General features: G+C 57.4%; 13 protein-coding genes and 1 pseudogene. 10 read left to right on the forward strand and 4 right to left on the reverse strand.

Annotated elements, in window-relative coordinates; genetic code table 11:
- Nucleotide 1 precedes the first annotated feature (1 nt).
- Nucleotides 2–2,425 (forward strand): transketolase-like TK C-terminal-containing protein, encoded by a 2,424-nt coding sequence (locus ACZ9DP_RS15130; RefSeq protein WP_476202730.1) that lies wholly within the window; start codon nt 2–4, stop codon nt 2,423–2,425.
- A gap of 51 nt (nt 2,426–2,476) precedes the next feature.
- Here the strand turns inward: ACZ9DP_RS15130 and ACZ9DP_RS15135 are convergent, their stop codons facing one another.
- A complete protein-coding gene (locus ACZ9DP_RS15135; RefSeq protein WP_476202731.1) occupies nt 2,477–2,599 on the reverse strand; it encodes a hypothetical protein in 123 nt (40 codons plus the stop codon).
- A gap of 609 nt (nt 2,600–3,208) precedes the next feature.
- Between ACZ9DP_RS15135 and ACZ9DP_RS15140 the strand changes: the two genes are divergently transcribed.
- The 6 genes and pseudogenes from ACZ9DP_RS15140 (at nt 3,209) to ACZ9DP_RS15165 (ending at nt 9,224) form a co-directional block, all read left to right on the forward strand.
- Nucleotides 3,209–4,669: an MmgE/PrpD family protein gene (locus tag ACZ9DP_RS15140; RefSeq protein WP_476202732.1), complete on the forward strand. Its 1,461-nt coding sequence runs from the start codon at nt 3,209–3,211 to the stop codon at nt 4,667–4,669.
- Nucleotides 4,660–5,023 (forward strand): annotated as a pseudogene (locus ACZ9DP_RS15145) (transposase); the annotation flags it as partial. The gene ACZ9DP_RS15140 and the pseudogene ACZ9DP_RS15145, both read left to right, overlap by 10 nt.
- A 59-nt stretch (nt 5,024–5,082) precedes the next feature.
- Nucleotides 5,083–5,325, forward strand: coding sequence for a hypothetical protein (locus tag ACZ9DP_RS15150; RefSeq protein WP_476202733.1), 243 nt, complete (start codon nt 5,083–5,085; stop codon nt 5,323–5,325).
- A gap of 381 nt (nt 5,326–5,706) precedes the next feature.
- The gene (locus tag ACZ9DP_RS15155; RefSeq protein ID WP_476202734.1) at nt 5,707–6,588 is read left to right on the forward strand and encodes a GHMP family kinase ATP-binding protein; all 882 of its coding nucleotides are present in this window, start codon (nt 5,707–5,709) and stop codon (nt 6,586–6,588) included.
- Between the two features lie 19 nt (nt 6,589–6,607).
- Nucleotides 6,608–8,242, forward strand: coding sequence for a pyridoxal-phosphate dependent enzyme (locus ACZ9DP_RS15160; RefSeq protein WP_476202736.1), 1,635 nt, complete (start codon nt 6,608–6,610; stop codon nt 8,240–8,242).
- Nucleotides 8,243–8,468: 226 nt separating this feature from the next.
- Nucleotides 8,469–9,224 (forward strand): GntR family transcriptional regulator, encoded by a 756-nt coding sequence (locus ACZ9DP_RS15165; protein ID WP_476202737.1) that lies wholly within the window; start codon nt 8,469–8,471, stop codon nt 9,222–9,224.
- A 162-nt stretch (nt 9,225–9,386) separates the two neighbouring features.
- On the opposite strand, the gene scpA is transcribed toward ACZ9DP_RS15165, so the two are convergent.
- From scpA to ACZ9DP_RS15180, 3 genes are read right to left on the reverse strand one after another with little or no spacing between them, the layout of a single operon-like run.
- The gene (scpA, locus tag ACZ9DP_RS15170; RefSeq protein ID WP_476202739.1) at nt 9,387–11,525 is read right to left on the reverse strand and encodes a methylmalonyl-CoA mutase; all 2,139 of its coding nucleotides are present in this window, start codon (nt 11,523–11,525) and stop codon (nt 9,387–9,389) included.
- Nucleotides 11,525–13,531, reverse strand: coding sequence for an acetyl-CoA carboxylase biotin carboxylase subunit (locus tag ACZ9DP_RS15175; protein ID WP_476202741.1), 2,007 nt, complete (start codon nt 13,529–13,531; stop codon nt 11,525–11,527). The genes scpA and ACZ9DP_RS15175 overlap by 1 nt, the downstream gene beginning before the upstream one ends.
- Before the next feature lie 14 nt (nt 13,532–13,545).
- Complete coding sequence (locus ACZ9DP_RS15180) at nt 13,546–15,078, reverse strand: acyl-CoA carboxylase subunit beta (RefSeq protein WP_476202742.1); 1,533 nt, start codon at nt 15,076–15,078, stop codon at nt 13,546–13,548.
- Nucleotides 15,079–15,196: 118 nt separating this feature from the next.
- Here ACZ9DP_RS15180 and ACZ9DP_RS15185 point away from each other — a divergent pair, with 118 nt between their 5' ends.
- From ACZ9DP_RS15185 to aceF, 3 genes are all read left to right on the forward strand, one after another.
- Entirely contained in the window at nt 15,197–16,636 is a 1,440-nt protein-coding gene (locus tag ACZ9DP_RS15185; RefSeq protein WP_476202743.1) for a helix-turn-helix domain-containing protein, read from the forward strand.
- A gap of 227 nt (nt 16,637–16,863) precedes the next feature.
- Complete coding sequence (gene mdeB, locus ACZ9DP_RS15190) at nt 16,864–19,521, forward strand: alpha-ketoglutarate dehydrogenase (protein ID WP_476202744.1); 2,658 nt, start codon at nt 16,864–16,866, stop codon at nt 19,519–19,521.
- A 34-nt stretch (nt 19,522–19,555) separates the two neighbouring features.
- Nucleotides 19,556–20,839: a dihydrolipoyllysine-residue acetyltransferase gene (gene aceF, locus ACZ9DP_RS15195; RefSeq protein WP_476202745.1), complete on the forward strand. Its 1,284-nt coding sequence runs from the start codon at nt 19,556–19,558 to the stop codon at nt 20,837–20,839.

Here is a 20,839-nt window from a genome sequence, read left to right on the forward strand (position 1 = left end):
AATGAAGAGTAGTGAACCGAAGAGTGGTGGCGTGCGGAAGAGTGATCTTGCACTCTTGAGTGCCATTGAACGCAAGGTGCTCTGGCTCTCGTGCTGGATGATCGATCAGGCAAACCGTCGGGAAAAGGTCGACGGAGTCAAGGTCGGCGGCCATCAAGCTTCGTCTGCTTCTATGGTGTCGATCATGACGGCGCTCTACTGTTCCGTCCTGCGACCGGAGGATCGCGTTGCGGTTAAGCCGCATGCCTCACCTGTTTTCCATGCTCTTCAATACTTGGCCGGTAATCAAACGCGCGAGAAATTGGAGAACTTTCGCGGATTCGGGGGGGCACAGTCTTATCCGAGCCGCACGAAGGATATCGACGACGTCGATTTTTCTACCGGTTCTGTCGGATTAGGGGTGGGGATAACGACATTTGCCTCAATCGTACAAGACTATGTGCATGCGAAGAGTTGGGCAGCAGCAAGCAGACCGCAAGGACGGATGGTGGCGCTCGTCGGTGATGCGGAGCTCGACGAGGGCAATGTCTACGAGTGCCTGCAAGAGGGATGGAAGCACGATCTGCGTAACACGTGGTGGGTCATCGACTACAACCGACAGAGTCTAGATGGGGTGGTGCGTGAAGGTCTCTACGACCGCATCGAGACTGTCTTCCGCGCTTTCGGCTGGGATGTCGTCACCCTGAAGTATGGTGCTCTCCAGCGTGCGGCCTTCAATGAGCCGGGCGGAGCCGCTCTGAAGAGGTGGATCGACGCATGTCCGAACCAGCTCTATTCAGCGCTGACATTCCAAGGTGGTGCAGCCTGGCGAAAGAAGCTGATGGACGAAATCGGCGATCAGGGCGGCGTGAGCTCGCTGCTGGAAAAGCGCAGCGATGGAGAACTATCCCATTTAATGGCGAATTTGGGCGGTCATTGTATTCGAACCCTCACGGAAACGTTTGCTGCAATCGACCATGACCGCCCCACCGTGTTTATTGCTTATACGGTCAAGGGATGGGGTACGCCGCTCGCTGGGCATAAAGACAACCATGCGGGCCTGATGACCGTGGCGCAGATGGATGCGTTTAAACAACAAATGAACATTCGTCCGGAACACGAATGGGATTTGGCTGAGGGGCTGGATCTAGATGACGAGGAAGTAAAGGGCTTTATCGCAGCAACTCCCTTTTTCGCCGCCGGGCGTCGACGTCACGCCGCCTCGTCTGTTGCAATTGCGTCTGAGGTATCGTTATCCCCCACGACGCCAGGTGACAAAATTTCGACGCAAGCTGCATTCGGCAAGATCATGGACACAATCGCCAAGTCCGACAGTGATCTCGCAAGCCGCATAGTCACGACATCGCCGGATGTTACTGTCTCGACCAATCTCGGGCCATGGGTCAACCGGCGCCAGTTGTTCGCGCGCACCATGTTGGCCGACACCTTCCGCAACGAACGGGTGCCGAGCGCGCAGAGATGGAGTTTCACGCCTGAGGGGCAGCACGTCGAGCTCGGCATCGCGGAGATGAACCTGTTCTTGCTCCTCGGTGCGTTCGGGTTGTCTCATTCATTATTTGCCGAGAGGCTGATCCCGATTGGCACGGTCTATGATCCGTTCATTTCGCGGGGACTCGATGCGCTCAATTATGCATGCTATCAGGATGCACGCTTCATGATCATCGGCACTCCGTCCGGCGTTACCCTTGCGCCGGAAGGCGGAGCGCACCAGTCCATCGCCGCGCCCTTGATCGGCATGAGCCAGGACGGCTTAGCGAGCTTCGAGCCTGCATTTGCAGACGAGTTGGCGATCATCATGGCGTGGGCATTCGACTACATGCAGCGAAACGGCGAGGGGAATCCGGACGAGAGAACATGGCTGCGCGACGAGACCGGCGGGGCGGTGTACCTTCGGCTGTCTACTCGCCAACTCGAACAGCCCTTCAGAGCACCCACCATTGCTTTCGAGCAAGGAGTTATAGACGGTGCGTATTGGCTGCGGGAGCCCGGACCAAGTTGCGAGATTGTCCTCGCCTATCAGGGAACGGTAGCAAGCGAAGCAATCGCTGCTGCAGGCATATTGGCAGATATGCGCCGCGACATCGGTGTACTGTCCATTACGTCGGCCGACCGGCTCAATGCCGGTTGGCAGGCGGCCACACGAGCGCGTGCTCGAGGCCATGCTAACGCCACAGGCCACATTGAGCGCCTGCTGTCGCCAGTTCCGCGCCACGCGTCGATTGTCACCGTTATCGACGGCCACCCCGCCACACTTTCATGGCTCGGTGGCGTCCTGGGTCACCGTACTCACAGCCTCGGCGTGGAGCATTTCGGACAGACCGGCACCATCACGGACATTTATCGGCACTTCGGTTTAGATGCCATGAACATTGCTCAAATTGCAGTGAATCTAACGCCGGGACAAAAATTCCCTCGAGTGGCCTAAAACGTTGTCGCCTCCTCCCAGGGCGAAGCCCGGCCGGTGGATCCTATTGTTTCAAATCCACCGGCCGGTGACGAGAGCCTTCAGATCGACGCAGCTGACGCCGTTCTCGCTCAAGAGCCATCTCATCACTCCCTTTTCTAAATGATGTTCGCGGTAGGTATCGATGGGGCTCATGCAAGATTCTATCCTATTCGAAGCGCTGGTTCTGCACAACGCGGTTAAAATGCACTTGCCTGACCTCACGCTCACTGACTAGACAAGAAGACAGCGCGGCCGACGTCCTTAGAGGACAGCGCCCCGCAGCTTTTCTGCTTCCAGCAATGCTCCCAATCGCCATGGCGAGTTCAAATATTCATCTTGACATACAAGGTATACCAGGTCTACCTTAAGCGTCTGTGAACGTTGCTCTTTCAGACTGCAGAAGGATGCCGTCTGTTGCGCTCGAGATGTAACCACAGAGGATAGGATGATTAGTTTCCGAACACGGTCTGAACATCGGCAGTGGTGCAACGCGGCGTATGACGTTGATGCTGGCGTTGGGAGGTCGAGCGCATCTCGGAATGGTCGTCTTCGACTGTGATCAGACGCTGTCGCACGAAGCCAGGGCGCTGTTGCACGACATTTGCAAGGAGGAATACCGCTAGGTTCGGGCAGCGCTGAGGCGACCCTTCTCCTGAAACAATCGGACTTGAGCGGTTTGTCACGACAGACCGCTCGAGCTCTAAGGCCATTGCGGTCGCAATGCCCAGAACACTATCACTTTCAGCCGGTTAGGAAGAACTAATGCCAAATGGAACGTCGACTCTCGAAGCTGATGGCGCCGCCGCATCTCTCTCCTTCGAGCACATACTTTTTCCCCGTAGTCCGATCCATGGCGATGCGGGTTTGCTCGCGCGTTTCCTCGCGGATCTCAGGTACGAGGATATTCCCACTGATGTGATTGAGACGGCCAAGCTAATCACGCTTGACACGCTTGGTTGCATTGTAGCGGGCACGGTTACTCCGCTCGGCGAGAAGGTTTTGGCGGCATACAGTGGTGGATCAGGTCCGAATGGCTGCTGCGTCCCAGGCGCACCGCTAAAGCTTGCGCCGTCTTTGGCTGCTAAGGTCAATGCATGGTTGGCAGATGTGCTCGATTACGAGGATGATGCATCTGGTCACCCAAGCGCGACAGTTGTACCGGCGACCTTAGCCATGGCAGAGCACGTTGGCGCAACACCGCAGAAGTTTTTAGCCGGCGTGGTGGCTGGCTACGAAGCAGGTTTGCGAGTGCACGACGCCACCCAGGCCAGTCCGGAGGTGTATAGGCGTTTTGCTGTTTATCACGCCTGGCACGGTATCGCGGCAGGTGCAGCTGCAATGACTGTTGCCGGGGGTACTGAAGAGCAGTTTCGTTCTGCGTTGGGGCATGCTGGGGCGAACACGAATGTTCCTCTTTGGTATGTCCAATATGGCCGACCAGCGCATGCACTGAAAGCGAATTATGGTCAGATGGCGTTGGGAGGACTCGATGCCGCAATTTGCGCTCGGCACAACATTGTCGGTCCTTTTGCGATGTTAAGCGATGCCGAGAGGGGCTTCGCGATGATCATCGGATCCGACAAGTTCCAGCCTAAACATCTGTCGGAGAACTTATCTACCGTGTGGCGGACTCGGGAATCGAGCCTCAAGGCATACCCGTGCTGCGCCTTTCTTCATACGACTATTGAAGCGGTTTCGAAGCTCGTCGCGGCTCACAACATCGATTGGGAAAACGTCGCTAAACTGAAAATCTGCACGTTCAAAAGAATTCCAGAATGGTTCTCAGACGCCGCTCCCGCTTCTGATATCGATGCCCAACTCTCAGTGCAGTACGTTTCAGCGATGGCGTTGCTTTCAATTGAGGTGGGAAGGGAGTGGTATTCGCCAGCAATGATGCGGGATCCAGTCGTTGCGGATTTGATGCAGAGAATCGAAATTGAGGTGGATCCGATCGCTGAAAAAGCCTTCTGGGATATTGGTCAGAATATTTCTTCGGCGACTATTGTCACGAAGAGCGACCAGTGCTTCAGTCTGACGGTTGATTGGCCAGACGGTGATTGGAAAAAGCCTCGTAAGCTATCCCAGAGCGAGAATAAGTTTCGGCGAAATGTACGGGGGACCCCGCTTGAGGGGCGGGGTGATGACATCATCGAGCTTGTAACGAATGTCGATAGGAAAGATTCTTTGGGCGCACTTTGGCGTTTATTGACATTCCCGGCGTAGGCCCGTTGACCGCCTTGGCGGTCGAAGCCTTTGCCTCTCCGATGGAGACCTTTCGCTGCGGTCGCGACTTCGCCGCGTGGCTTGGCCTTGTCCCACGCCAGTTCTCCGGCGGTAAAGAAAGGCTCGGCGGCGTTTCCAAGGCTGGGCAGTCTGACATCCGCAGACTGCTTATTATCGGCGCGATGTCGCGCCTGAACTGGCTTGGCAGCAAATCAATTCCGGAGGGTTTGTGGCTCGCGCGGATGGTAGTCCGAAAACCCCGTATGCTGGTCGCAATTGCACTCGCGAACAAGATGGCGCGGACGATTTTAAAAAGGAGATTATCGAATTCCGGCGCAGGTGGCAGCGGCATGATGCATGTGATGCAAAATCTGCCTGACGCCAACGAAGGGTGACAGAAGGCGACGACCCGAATGGGCAAAATGATCGAACAAATCTGGATCAGGAAAACCAGCATTATGACGCGAGCATTAAAGCTCGACAAAGAGATTTGGACCTGGCCCGCAGATCACCACACCGGCCAGCGGCTGCTGGAAAATGCCGCACCCAAAGGCCTTGCCGAAGACCGCACTCGATCACTCGCAATTTTAGATCAGAATCTTCTTGCACTCCGGGCGGCAACTACAGAAGTCATAATCTCTGCGGAACGCTACTAGTTGATGTCCGATTTCGCCTCGCTACGGATCCACGATCGCACCGCTGGCGCATTGAGCTTTCAGATAGGAGTGGCGTCGCCGGCCGAACGTAGTATTACCCCGCCGGCGACGGACGCACATTGAGTGTCGGGAATCGACACTTGCTGTCTGACTTGTCGGATCCTCCACGTGTTCAAATCATTCCGGCAAGCTTCTGATTGGGCAGAGCTTAGTCATTGAATATCATGCGGAATTGGTTTCCGGGTGGGCCTGCTACACAGTTGGCACGGCTCTTGCGGAGCCCTCAAGCACCGGCAGCGGCTTGCCCGCCACCTTGCCGAGCAGGAAGCGCCGATCGTTGTTCAACAGCGATTCCAACCGGCGTAAGCTAGGAGGTTCGCCATGCAGGTAACAGGAGGGCGCGGTGAGGCCATCGGACACCACGGAGAGCTTCTACAGGGTATTTTTGAGGATAAGGGTGCTCGGTTGCGCCGTGGCCTAGTTTCCTTGCCTTGTCCCCACCTCACCTCAAAGGCAGAGTTCCAGCCGACGAGTGAAGAGGGGGTGTCGGTTTTTCCACAATGTTGTGAAAAGGCCAAGCGTGCTGCGGAGCTCGCGCTCCAGAGGTTCGCACATGCTGGAATCGGTGGACATTTGACGGTTGACAGCAACATCCCTGTCGGACGCGGGATGGGATCATCTACCGCTGACGTCTTGGCCAGTATCTTAGCCGTTCTTGACTATCTGGGGAAACAGGCATCGCCTGATTGTATAATGCAACTTGCCGTGGCCGCCGAGACGGCATGTGATTCCACCCTGTTTTTTGGACCGGCAGTGCTCTTTGCACATCGAGAGGCGACGGTAATAGAGTCTTTTAAAAATTCACTTCCGCCCATCGATTTTGTCAGCATAGATACAAGGCCCGGCAAAACTGTCGACACACTCCAATTCGAACCGGCTCAGTATACCCGTGCGGAGATCGAATTATTTCGGCCGCTCCGGGCGCTCCTGCGCCATGCGATTAACGCTAACGATCTTAACTTGCTTGGCCGCGTCGCTACAGCAAGCGCTCGGATCAACGAGAGATTCCTGCAAAAGCCGCGTTTGCGCGATATCGAGGCCATTGGCGTTCGGCATAGTGCGTTGGGCGTGCAGGTTGCTCACAGTGGGACAGTAGTCGGGTTGATGTTCGATCCGGCGAGCGAAAGCGCTGCTGAGAAGTTGGAACTGGCTGCCTTCGACCTAAGAAATAAGGGCTTTGAGGCCTCTGTCGTGACTCAGTAAATTAATTGGAGAGTGGCAAGTGGCTAAGCTAATGCGCAAGCTTGAGGACTTCGAAAATCCTCGGATCGTTGAAATGAGGGATGGTCTATATGGCGCTAGTTTCTTCCTTATGAAGCTCCTACCTGCACGCTTCATGCTGGAACAGGCCGTGGAGCAAGGATTGCTAACTTCGGGTGCTACTATCTGCGAGACCTCATCCGGTACATTTGGCCTCGCATTGGCGATGCTTGCAGTACAGCATGGATACAAACTTGTACTGGTGAGTGACTGGTCGATTGACCGACATCTTCACAGGCGCCTTGTCGAGCTTGGCGCAAAGGTGGAGATTGTCGAGGAGGCCCACCCCAGCGGCGGATTCCAACAAGCGCGGTTAAATAGGCTTGCTGAATATTTAAAAGAGATACCTGACAGCTATTGGCCTTCACAATACTCAAACTCTGACAATCCGCTCGCTTACGCAAAATTTGCGGAACTGCTAATCGATAGAATGGGCCAGATCGACTGCTTGGTTGGTAGCGTTGGATCAGGGGGCTCCATGTGCGGCACCGCTAAATACCTACGGACACTGTTCCCGGATTTATATACGATCGGAGTCGATACACCGAATTCTGTTCTGTTTGGGCAGCCTAGCGGAACCTTGGTCGATCTTAGCGGTCTAGGTGGTGAGATCGTTCCTTCCAACATCGATCACAGACAATTCGATGAGGTTCACTGGCTGACGTCAGCCGAGGTATTTCGTGCAACTCACCAATTGCACCGGAATTATGGTATGTTTATGGGGCTCACGAGTGGCGCTGCTTTCAAAGTGGCGGACTGGTGGTCTCGCAAAAACTCAGGCAGCAAAGTCGTTACGATCTTTCCCGATGAGGGGCACCGCTACGTTGAAACTGTATATGACAAAGATTGGCTCTCATCAGTACCAGGATGGTCTGACCCGGTGCGCGAAGAGCCGTTGGTGGTCAAAGCGCCAACCAAGAAGTTGACAGGCTGGTCCTCATATGTCTGGGGCAGACGAACACTCGATGAAGTCCTTTCTAGCCTCATTGACGAGACGTCAAGCAATGTGACCACGTCTCCGCGGCAATCGTTGAGCTCACATTCAACCGGACCCAATTCGGAGAGGCAGCCCGAAGCCGTGAGTTTTGCTGATGGAACGTGCGGTGCGACCCTGGAGCCTCTGTCGCACATCGATATCGCTGCAGTCAAACATTTGCAAATTCGGCCCGAGCAAGGGCATTTTGTCGATCCGTTGTATGTGGTGTTCTCTGAGCTTCGAAATAGTTCACATCCGGAACATGAGCATCCGTTCGCGGTTGCGGTCGGAAACGAAATCGTCGGCTTTTTAGTCCTTCGAGAAAAAGAAGCGTTGCCAGAATGGGCACCGCCAGATGCTTTTACGCTGCACAATCTTCGTATCGGCGGAGCATATCAAGGTAATGGATACGGTAAGGCTGTGACCGGCCTGGCCGCTCGATGGATATCGACAAACCGAAGGCGTATCAACCGTCTCATGCTAGCCGTAAATGTACGCAATGTGCCAGCTAGACACGTGTATCTGAACTCCGGATTTCGGGAAACGGGTAGTATTTACTGCGGGTCAGCAGGACTACAAGACATACTTGAATATAGAATCGGATCCGGGGAGCACGTTTGACTGGATGATCAGGCGGAGGGTAGGTGGCGCGGTGGCAAATCCTTGCAGTGGCTTCAAGTCTGTAGAGTTCTTCGAGGGGTCGACGAAGTATTTCGAAGCAATTGTGGCAAGGAACATGAATTTAATTTAGCGTGTTTGCATTTAATTGGGCACGCGGAACGCTGGTCTGGTCCTCTCCACCGAGCGCACTCGCCTACGATCGGGATAGCTTTTTGGGAGTTTACTTATGTCCAGGACAGTTCGACGTGCGTTGCATGAAAAAATTCGACAAGAAATCATGCGGCGCGTAGCCGAAAACGAATACACGCCAGGGCAGCTTCTGCCATCCACCGCTGAATTTGCAGACGAGTTCAGCGTAAGCATAATAACTGTACAACGCGTACTTCGGGATCTGCAACCCATAGGAATCCTTCGCACCGTACCTGGCCTGGGAACTTTTGTACGAGAGACACGAAGATTTATTTGTGACCTCGATTTTACGTCTAGTTCCTCTGAAGGTGGCAACCAATCTGCAATTACAGCCCCCGTACAGGTGACTTCAGTGACAAGGGAAAGGATCTCTAACCCCGCCTTTGACGAGCTTGGCGCACCAACTGACACAATGCACTGTGTACGAAGCGTAATAACCGCAGATGGAATGCCAATCTCGCTTGACACCTCATACGTGCCGCTTTGTTTGGGTAGCGACGTTATTGAAGAACTAGAAGACAAGTCGGTAGGTGACTTACTTTGGGAACGAGGAATACGGTTCAACAAGATAAGTCTTCTCGTAGATGCCAGGCCAGCCTCTCAGGAGGTGCAGCATGTATTTGAGATTCCTAATGGCTTCCCAACGCTCCGGCGCGTCTATCAGTTAGCGACCGAAGATCCCTTCTTCTCAGTTTATGGAATTGCCGAGTCTCCATTTGACCGGCTGTCATATAGGGCGGAGTTAGCAATCTCTGATAACGAGCGCTTGGTGAATTCTCACCCAAGGGCTTGAGACGGTCGATCTTGGTGTTGGCGATCGTCATGAAGGCGACAGTGACACCATTCTCGGGGAGAAACTGCGGCTCGGAGACCTTCGCCGCGAAACTATCGGGATAGCATGCAACGGCGGTTTCGAGCCACCGCAAGGGCCACGTGGTTAACCCATATCCGGGATTCATGCATTGCGCAGCCTTCCCTCTGTGAGATCGAGCACCGCGCGGGCCGCATCGACGACATTCGTGCCAGGCCCGAACACAGCGGCGACCCCGTTCTCGTACAGGAACTCGTAGTCCTTGCGGGGGATCACACCGCCGCATACGACGATGATGTTGCCGGCACCCTTGGCCTTCAAGCGACCAACAAGCTCAGGCATGAGCGTCTTGTGGCCCGCGGCGAGCGACGAAACGCCGATGACATCGACCTTTTCACCCATGGCGAGATCCACCGCCTCGTCAGGGGTCTGAAAAAGTGGCCCGGCCACGACATCAAAACCGATGTCACCAAAAGCCGAGGCAATCACTTTAGCTCCTCGGTCATGGCCGTCTTGACCAAGCTTGGCGACGAGGATTTTCGGTGCCCGTCCCGACGTGCGGACCTGTTCTGAGAGTCTCCCTTTCAGGGTCTGATATTCCGGATCGTTCTCGCTTGCCGGACCATATATGTTACCGGCGACTTCAGGCACAGCCGAGTGGTCTCCAAAGGCTTCGCGCAGGGCATCAGAGATCTCGCCCACACTAGCCCGCGCGCGGGCTGCTTCGATGGTCGCTCCCAAAAGGTTGCCCTGACCCGCTCGCGCAACATTCTTCAGGGCTACAATCGCTTCAGCCCATTTCTGGGGATTCCGGAGCTGGCGTATCTTCGCGAGCCGCTTGACTTGGGCGTCACGAACCGCCTTGTTGTCGATGTCCAGAGTCTCGATCTGATCCTCTTCAGCCAACCGGTACTTGTTGACGCCGACAATTACCTCTTTACCCTGGTCGATCGCTGCTTGTCGGCGCGTGGCCGCTTCTTCGATCAAACGTTTCGGCAGACCGGCTTTGATTGCCTTCGTCATGCCGCCGAGTGCCTCGACCTCCTCGATCAGAGCCCATGCCTTGTCTGCGAGTTCACGCGTCAGGCTCTCGACATAATAGGAGCCGGCGAGTGGGTCGACGACCTTGGTGACACCTGTCTCATGGCTCAGGATGAGTTGCGTGTTGCGGGCGATGCGCGCGGAAAATTCCGTCGGCAACGCGATCGCCTCGTCGAAGGAATTGGTGTGCAGCGACTGCGTGCCACCCAGCACCGCCGACATCGCTTCGAAGGCAGTGCGGATGATATTGTTATAGGGATCCTGCTCCTGGAGCGACACGCCCGAGGTCTGGCAATGGGTGCGCAGCATCAATGAGGACGATTTCTTCGGCTCGAACTCCTCCATGATCCGCGCCCAGAGCAGCCGGGCCGCGCGCAGCTTCGCCGCCTCCATGAAGAAGTTCATGCCGATCCCAAAGAAGAAGGAAAGACGTCCGGCAAAGTCGTCCACATTGAGGCCCTTGGCGATCGCCGCCCTGACATATTCGCGACCGTCGGCAAGCGTGAAGGCCAATTCTTGGACCAGTGTCGCACCCGCCTCCTGCATGTGGTAGCCGGAGATCGAGATGGAATTGAACTTCGGCATCTCCTTCGCCGTATACTCAATGATGTCTGCGACGATCCGCATCGAAGGTTCAGGCGGATAAATATAGGTATTGCGGACCATGAACTCCTTGAGGATGTCGTTCTGTATGGTTCCGGAAAGCGCAGCACGCGGGACACCCTGCTCCTCGCCTGCAACGATGAATGAGGCAAGGATCGGGATGACGGCGCCGTTCATGGTCATTGACACCGACATCTCATTCAAAGGGATGCCGTCGAAGAGGATCTTCATGTCTTCGACGCTGTCAATCGCAACGCCCGCCTTGCCCACATCGCCTTCGACGCGTGGATGGTCGCTGTCATAGCCGCGATGAGTGGCGAGATCGAAGGCGACGGAGAGGCCCTTCTGGCCAGCGGCGAGGTTGCGACGGTAAAAGGCGTTGGATTCTTCCGCGGTCGAAAAGCCCGCATATTGTCGGATCGTCCAGGGCCGGCCTGCATACATGGTGGCTCGCGGGCCGCGCACGAATGGCTCGAAGCCGGGCAGGGAGCCTAGATGGTCCACCTTCGCCAGGTCGTTGCCGGTATAGATCGGCTTCACCGCTATTCCTTCTGGCGTTTTCCAGGTGAGTTTGTCGGGTGAGTCCTTCAGCTCCTTCTCGGCAAGGGCTTGCCAGTCCCTGATCGTCTCGTCGTTCATCACTCGAACTCCATGATCACTTCATCCACGGCGAACGACTGGCCCGGTGCGGCGTTCACCGTCTTAACCATGGCCCTGCGTTCGGCCTTCAGCACGTTCTCCATCTTCATCGCCTCCACCGTGGCCAGCGTCTGGCCAGCCTCGACGGCGTCGCCGGCCTTGACCAACACCTGTGTGATCATGCCGGGCATGGGGCAGAGGAGTTGCTTGGAGGTGTCGGCGACCTTCTTCACCGGCATGAACTGTGACAGTTCGAAGACGCGTGGCGTTATCACCTGATGAACGAGGTCGACTCCGCGGAAGCGCAGGCGCCAACCGACCAAGGCCTTGGCGAGTTTGACACCGAGCGATTGGCCGTCGACGAGGAAGCGCCCGTGCTGGTTGCCTGGCGTCCAGTCGGAGGCGACCTCGACCTTGACGTCGTCCTCGAAATCCACGGTAAGCCGGCTGTCCGAAAGCCTCGCTCCGATGGTCCAGGCACGTTTGCCGCCGGTGACGACGTGAGCGGAGCCGAACTTGCGGGCGTGGTTAGCGAGCGCGCCGGAGATTTGCGCCTTTCTTGTCTCGTCGGTGAGATGGGCGAAGGTGGCCACCGCGGCCAACATACGTGCCTGGTCCATGTTGGGTTCCACGCCCTGAAAGCCTCCCGGCCATTCCTCGGAGATGAAGGCGGTGGTGATGTTCCCGGAATAGAAGCGCGGATGCGCCATGACGGCGGAGAGGAAGGGCAGGTTGTGGCCGATGCCCTCGACTTCGAAATCATCGAGCGCCCCCGCCATGGCCTCGATCGCCTCCTTGCGCGTCGGCGCCCAGGTGCAGAGCTTGGCGATCATCGGATCGTAATACATCGAGATCTCGCCGCCCTCATAGACGCCCGTGTCGTTGCGGGTAATCGTGCCGTCGGGCAAGAAGCCCTCCCGCGGCGTTCGGAAGCGGGTCAGCCGCCCGATAGAGGGAAGGAAGCCTCGATAAGGGTCTTCGGCGTAGAGGCGGCTTTCGATCGCCCAGCCGTTAAGCTCGACGTCGCCCTGCGCGAAGCTCAGATGCTCGCCGTTCGCCACGCGGATCATCTCCTCGACAAGGTCGACGCCGGTGATGAGTTCGGTGACCGGATGCTCCACCTGCAGGCGGGTGTTCATTTCGAGGAAATAGAAGTTCCGCTTGCCGTCGACGATAAACTCCACCGTGCCCGCGGAGTGATAGCCCACGGCTTTCGCGAGTGCGACCGCCTGCTCGCCCATGGCCTTCCGCGTCGCTTCGTCGAGAAAAGAGGACGGCGCCTCTTCGACGACCTTCTGATTGCGACGCTGGATCGAGCATTCGCGCTCACCGAGGTAGATGACGTGTCCGTGCTTGTCGCCTAAAACCTGGATTTCGATATGGCGCGGCTGCTCGACGAATTTCTCGATGAAGATGCGGTCGTCGCCGAAGGAGTTCTTCGCTTCGTTCTTAGACGACTGGAAGCCCTCGCGCGTCTCGGCCTCGTTCCAGGCGATGCGCATGCCCTTGCCGCCGCCGCCGGCGGAGGCCTTGATCATCACCGGATAACCGATTTCGTTGGAAATCTTCACCGCCTCGTCGGCGTCAGCGATCAACCCCATATAGCCGGGCACGGTGGAAACGCCGGCTTCGGCGGCGATCTTTTTCGAGGTGATCTTGTCCCCCATCGCCTCAATCGCGCCCACCGGCGGGCCGATGAAGATCACACCCTCCTTCTCCAGCCGCTCGGCAAAGGCGCGGTTTTCGGAGAGGAAACCATAGCCGGGATGCACCGCTTCAGCTCCGGTCTCCTTGATCGCCTCGATGATCCTGTCGATCACCAGATAGGATTGGGCCGATGGCGAGGGACCGATATGCACCGATTCGTCGGCCTGTTTCACATGCATCGCATCGCGGTCGGCGTCTGAATAAACCGCCACGGTCGCGATCCCCAGCTTGCGGGCGGTGCGGATCACGCGGCAGGCGATTTCGCCGCGATTGGCGATCAGAATTTTTGTGATAGTCATCTCAAATCTCGGTTTCAGAGCGGCATCGTGTCGTGCTTGCGCCAATGGCTCTCCTGCTTCTTCGAGCGCAGCATGGCGAAGGCGCGCGCGATGCGCTTACGGGAGGAGTGCGGCATGATCACCTCGTCGATGAAGCCGCGCTCGGCAGCGACGAACGGGTTGGCGAAACGCTTCTCATACGCGCGAGTGCGCGCGGCGATCTTTTCGGGGTCGCCCAATTCTAAGCGGTATAGGATCTCGGTCGCGCCCTTGGCGCCCATGACGGCGATCTCGGCGGTCGGCCAAGCGTAGTTGACGTCGGCGCCGATATGCTTGGAGGCCATGACGTCATAGGCGCCGCCATAAGCCTTGCGGGTGATGAGCGTCACCATTGGCACGGTGGCCTGGGAATAGGCGAAGAGCAGCTTGGCTCCATGCTTGATGATGCCGTTATATTCCTGCGCGGTGCCGGGCAGGAAGCCGGGCACGTCGACCAGCGTCAGGATCGGGATGTTGAACGCATCGCAAAAGCGGACGAATTTCGCGCTCTTGCGCGAGGAGTCGATGTCGAGGCAGCCGGCTAAAACCATCGGCTGGTTGGCAACGACGCCTATCGTTTCACCCTCGATGCGGATGAAGCCGGTGAGTATGTTGCGGGCGAAGCTCTCCGAAATTTCGAAGCAATCACCCTCGTCTGCAATCGCGAGGATCAGCTCGCGCATGTCGTAGGGCTTGTTGGCGCTGTCCGGGATCAATGAGTCCAGGCGATTCTCGAGGCGATCCGGGCTGTCGTAGAATGGCCGGACCGGCGGCTTGGCACGGTTGTTGAGCGGTAGGAAATCGAAGAGATCGCGGACGCGGAGCAGCGCCTCGATGTCATTGTCGAAGGCGCCGTCGGCGACCGAGGATTTAGTCGTATGGGTCTTGGCGCCGCCGAGGTCTTCGGCTGAGACGATCTCGTTCGTTACCGTCTTCACGACGTCGGGGCCGGTAACGAACATGTAGGAGCTATCACGCACCATAAAGATGAAATCGGTCATGGCGGGCGAATAGACCGCGCCGCCGGCGCAGGGACCCATGATGATCGATATCTGCGGGATGACGCCCGAGACTTCGGCATTGCGGCGGAAGACCTCGGCATAGCCGGCAAGCGAGGCGACGCCTTCCTGGATTCGGGCGCCGCCCGAATCGTTGAGGCCGATGACAGGCGCGCCATTTCGAACCGCCATATCCATGACCTTGCAGATCTTCTGGGCGTGCGTCTCTGACAGCGAGCCGCCGAGCACGGTGAAGTCCTGGGAAAAGACATACGTCAGGCGGCCGTTGATGGTGCCCCATCCGGTCACCACGCCATCGCCCGGCACTTTGTTTTCGGCCATGCCGAAATCGGTGCAGCGATGGGTGACATACATGTCGTATTCTTCGAAGGAGCCTTCGTCGAGGAGGACATCGAAGCGCTCGCGCGCGGTCAGCTTGCCCTTCGAATGTTGGCTCGAAATGCGAGTTTCGCCACCGCCAAGCCGGGCAGCCCGCCGGCGAATTTCGAGTTGATCCAGTATTTCGCGCATCGTCCTCGCCTTTTCATTCTGTCGACTCCTTACACGCAGCTCTTGCCTTGCAAAACCACGGAAGGTGTGAACATGTGCAAACCACAAAATCCAATGTTGCTGTTTGTGAATTTGTGAAATGGCGGTAGGAAAGCTCTATATTGGCCGAAAGGTGCGCGATCTGCGCCTTTCCAACCAGGCAACGCAGGCCCAGTTTGCCGAGCGACTTGGTATTTCTGTCAGCTATCTTAACCAGATCGAGAGCAATCAAAGACCGGTATCCGCTGCGGTGCTGCTTTCACTCGCGGACAAGTTCAAGATCGACCTTTCCGATCTTTCGGGAGGAGAAGCCGATCGATTGCTATCGGCATTGGCTGAGACCCTTACAGATCCTTTGTTCGGCGCCTACCGCGCCAACCTGCAAGAACTAAAGATGGTAGTTCACAACGCGCCCGGTATCGCCCACGCACTTATTGCCGCACATCAAGCCTACCGGCACAATTCCGAGCGCTTGGCGGGCATTGACGATACCTTGGGCCGCGCATCGGCTGCTGTGGAGCAGACGCCATACGAGGAAGTGCGCGACTTCTTTCATTTCATGGACAATTACATCCATGAAATTGACGTAATGGCTGAAAAACTTGCTAACGAAATCGGAATTGGTGATCAGGACGCCTACTCAGTTCTGTCGTCTCACCTCGCAAATGCTTTTCAAGTTGGTATCATCCGAGCCGTTGACAACGAAGATCTTATGCGGAGATTTGACGAGGTAGGGCGAGCGTTGAAGCTCAGCCCGTATCTCACTCCGGCAACTCGCGATTTCCAGATTGCGTTGCAAATTGCGCAGCTTGCGGCAGGCGCGGTCATCGACCAGATATTGAGTAGCGCGGCGTTTCGAACCAGCGAAGCAACCGAAATCTGTCGCATCGGCCTTCACAATTACTTCGCAGGCGCGCTCATCCTGCCGTATCGCAAGTTCATGGAAGCGGCACGTGAAGTGCGCCACGATCTTGATTTGTTATCAGTGAGATTCGGCGCAAGTCTTGAGCAGGTCTGCCACAGACTATCAACATTGCAGCGGCCCGGTCAAAAAGGAACTCCAATCTTCTTTGCTCGCATTGATCGCGCGGGCAATATTACCAAACGGCACAGTGCGGCGAGATTGCAATTCGCCCGCTTCGGTGCCGCCTGCCCGCTCTGGAACGCACACCAAGCCTTTGAGGCACCAGGAAAGATCATCCGCCAGCTTGCTGAAACACCCGATGGGGTACGATATCTTTGTGTCGCGACCCAGATCACGAAGGGAGGTCGCGGGTTTCACGCTCCCCGCCAACACTATGCGCTCGCCCTTGGCTGTGAGGTTTCTTACGCAGATCAGTTCATCTATGCAGACGACCTGGAGCTTGGGAACCGAGCGGCGTTCGATCCTATCGGCATTTCCTGCCGGATTTGCGAGCGCACGGATTGCGCAAGCCGAGCCATTCCTCCGATTAAGAGCCAACTAATTGTTGATCACCACAGCCGTGGCCCCCTGCCATATAAGATTCGCTCGATCACGGATGAGCGCTTCGGCACCTGAGCCAATTCTATTTCGTTGAGAACACAGGCGGCCCAACATAAGGTATCTCAAGTTCCCAAGCGTAACAGGACCTACTTGTGTGACGACCAGCAGATGCTGCCGCAAACCATCGGCAACCTCCGCAGATAGTTCCGATCCATGTCTCGCAGGCAGTAGATACGGTATGAAGCACTTTTTCATGAGTGCTAAGTCTCAACGCACGACCAGTTTAGGAAGGGCGTTGAGAAATGAGTGGAAATGCAGCGAACCGCATCGCAGATGAAATCGAGACCGCTGAATGGTTAACATCGCTTGAGGCGGTGACGGCATATGCCGGCGAAGAAAGAGCGCGCGAACTCCTTGAAGCTCTTGAAAAGAGGGCGCGCGAGCTCGGGATCTATCCCCAGTCGCTGCCTTATGTGCCGTACCGCAATTCAATCGCGCTCTCCAAGCAGCCTCCATTTCCTGGCGATCTCGATCTAGAGGAGCGCATCACCTCCATGATTCGCTGGAATGCCCTGGCAATGGTCGTGCGCGCCAACAAGGCGTATGGCGAACTTGGTGGCCACGTCGCGAGCTATGCTTCCGCGGCGGAAATATTTGAGGTCGGCTTCAATCACTTCTTCAAGGGGGCGGGAGAAGGCGGTGGTGACCTTGTCTACTTCCAGCCCCATTCCGCCCCCGGCGTCTACGCGCGCGCCTTCCTGGAGGGCCGACTTACGGAAGATCATCTGAAGAACTACCGGCAGGAAATCGGTGGCGCCGGTCTGTGTTCCTACCCACATCCGTGGCTGATGCCGGACTTCTGGCAGTTGCCCACGGGATCGATGGGTATCGGTCCTATCAATGCGGTCTACCAGGCGCGCTTCATGCGCTATCTGCGCGACCGCGGACTTGCGAAAACCGACAATCAGCATGTTTGGGGCGTGTTCGGAGACGGCGAGATGGACGAGCCGGAATCGATCGCCGGTCTGTCGCTGGCAAGCCGTGAATCGCTCGACAACCTGACCTTCATCGTGAACTGTAATCTCCAGCGCCTCGACGGGCCGGTGCGCGGCAACGGCCAGATCATCCAGGAACTGGAAAACCTGTTCCTGGGCGCTGGCTGGAATGTCATCAAGGTGCTCTGGGGGTCGGAGTGGGACGCGATCTTCGCCGCCGACAAAAACCACGCCCTGCTGCGCCGGTTCGCGGCGACCGTGGATGGTAAATACCAGTCGCTCGGCGCCCATGACGGTGCGTATAACCTCGTGAACTTCTTCAATGAGGATCCGGAGGTCCGCAAGCTGGTTTCGCACATGTCGGAACGCGAAATTGATGCGCTCAGGCGCGGCGGGCATGACTTCCGCAAGCTTTATGCCGCGTTTAAGGCAGCAAAGGAAGCAAAGAGTCGCCCCACCGTCATCCTTGCAAAGACCAAGAAGGGCTATGGCATGGGCGGCGCGGGCGAATCCCGCATGACCGCGCACCAGGCGAAGAAGCTCGACGTCGATGCTCTGAAGGCATTTCGCGACAAGTTCTCGCTGCCGCTTTCGGACGACCAGGTTGAAAAGCTGGAATTCTATCGTCCGGCCGACGAGTCGCCCGAAATCGCCTATCTGCGCGCGCGCCGCAGCGAACTCGGCGGTTATGTCCCACAGCGTCGGCAGAAAGCCGAGCCGCTGACGGTGCCGCCGATCGACAGCTATGCCGCGTTCGCGCTTTCGAGCAACGGGCGCGAGAATTCGACGACGACCGCGGCTGTCCGTCTTTTCAGCAATTTGATCAAGGATCCTGGCATCGGTCAGCGCGTCGTGCCAATCGTCGCCGACGAGGCGCGGACCTTCGGCATGGCGAACCTCTTCCGGCAGGTCGGCATCTATTCGCCCGTCGGACAGCTCTACGAGCCGGAGGATGCCGGCTCGATGCTCTACTACAAGGAAGCCGTCAACGGACAGCTTCTCGAGGAAGGCATTACGGAGGCGGGAGCAATCTCGTCCTGGGTGGCGGCGGCAACGTCATACAGCGTGCATGGCGTGCCCATGCTGCCGTTCTACATCTACTACTCCATGTTCGGCTTTCAGCGTGTCGGCGACCTCATTTGGGCGGCCGCCGACCAGCGTGCGCGCGGCTTCCTGATCGGGGCGACGGCAGGACGCACGACGCTTGGCGGGGAAGGATTGCAGCATCAGGACGGCTCCAGTCACCTCGTTGCCTCGACCATCCCGAACTGCCGCGCCTACGATCCCGCTTATGCCTATGAAATGGCGGTGATCATCGACGAGGGTGCGCGGCGGATGCTGGAGCAGAACCGCGACGAATTCTTCTACATCACCGCGATGAACGAGAACTACGCGCAGCCGCCGATGCCAGAGGGCTCGCGCGACGGCATCCTCAAGGGGATGTATCGCCTCGGCTCCGCCGAGCAGCCGGATACTAAAGTCCGTCTCGTCGGTGCCGGCGCGATCCTGCCTGAAGTGGTCGCCGCAAGCGAGCTGCTGAAAAGCGACTGGAACATTGAAGCCTCAGTCTTCAGTGCGACGAGCTTCAGCGAGCTTGCCCGCGAAGCTGCTGAGATCGAGCGCGAAAATCGCCTTTCGCCGGAAAAGGAACCCCGCCGCAGCTACGTCGAAACCCTACTTGCGGGAGAGGCTCCGATTATCGTGGCGACGGACTATGTCCGCGCGTTACCGCAACTGATCAGCCCTTATGTGAAGGCACGCTTCGTCGCGCTCGGTACGGATGGGTTCGGGCGAAGTGATACCCGTGCGGCGTTGCGCAACTTCTTCGAGGTTGACAAGCACAGCATCGTTGTCTCGGCGCTCGCCGCCCTGGCGAGAGAAGGTGCCATCGACGCGAAAACCGTTGCAGCAGCAATCAGCACGTACGGCATCAACGCCGGTGCTCCTGCGCCCTGGACCGTCTGATCCTCCGAGTTCAAGTTTATAGAAAGGTAGCACAATGAGTGTCGTCCAGAAGATATATCTGCCCGACATCGGAGACTATAAGGATGTTCCGATCGTCGAAGTCACCGTGAAACCCGGCGACGTCATTGCGATAGAGGACCCGATCATCACGCTCGAGACCGACAAGGCGACGATGGAGGTTCCTTCCCCGTCCGCTGGCCGCATCGTTTCTGTTCTCGTGGAAATCGGCGCGAAGGTCTCGCAGGGAGCCCCCATTGCCGAGATCGAGGCCATCGGCGCTGAAACGCCGGCTGCGGCGAGCCAGCCTCCCGCGAGGGAGCAGCCGACAGTTGCTTCCACTGTCGGGCCCGAGATCAAGGCCGTCACGCCTCCGGTCATGCCGATGCAAAACAATGTCGCCGCGGTCGGGACATTGCTGCACGCTACACCGTCCGTCAGGGCCTACGCCCGCGAGTTGGGCGTCGATCTTGCCCGTGTGATGGCGAGCGGCCCCAAGGGACGGATATTGCGCGAGGATGTGCAAAGTTTCGTGAAGACGGAACTCAGCGGTACGCAGCCATCGGCCGCCGGCACAAGCACGGTGTTTGCCGGTCTGCCGCCATGGCCGCAGATCGATTTCGCGAAATTCGGCGAAATTGAGAAGAAGCCGCTCACCCGAATCCAGGAGATTTCCGGCGCGAGCCTCAGCCGGAATTATCTCACCATTCCGCATGTGACGAATTTCGACAATGCGGATGTCACGGATCTCGAAAGCTTCCGCACACAGCTCAACGGAGAAAAGCGCAAGCCACCCGTCAAATTGACGATGGTCGCCTTCCTGATGAAGGCCTCCGCCCTGGCCCTGAAAGCCTACCCGCAGTTCAATTCGTCGCTCGTCGGCAACGAATTGATCCTGAAGAAGTATGTGAACATCGGTTTTGCCGTCGACACGCCAAAGGGGCTGATGGTGCCGGTGATCAGGGATTGCGACAGGAAGGGGCTTGTCGACATCGGCCAGGAAATGTCCGTGCTGGCGGAGAAGGCGCGGGACGGTGCGCTGTCTCCGGCAGATATGCAGGGCGGCTGTTTTTCGGTTTCCTCACTTGGTGGCATCGGCGGTACGGGTTTCACGCCCATCATCAACGCCCCCGAGGTGGCCATTCTGGGTGCTGCGCGCTCGGCCATGCAGGCGGTCTGGGACGGCAAGGAATTCGAGCCGCGCCTCATCATGCCGATCAGCCTGTCCTGGGATCACCGAGTGGTGGACGGCGTCGCCGCGGCACGCTTCCTCGGCCACATCTCCTCGATCCTCGGCGACTTCCGTCGCGCAATCCTGTGA

Source organism: Rhizobium sp. USDA 4016, from assembly GCF_056279705.1.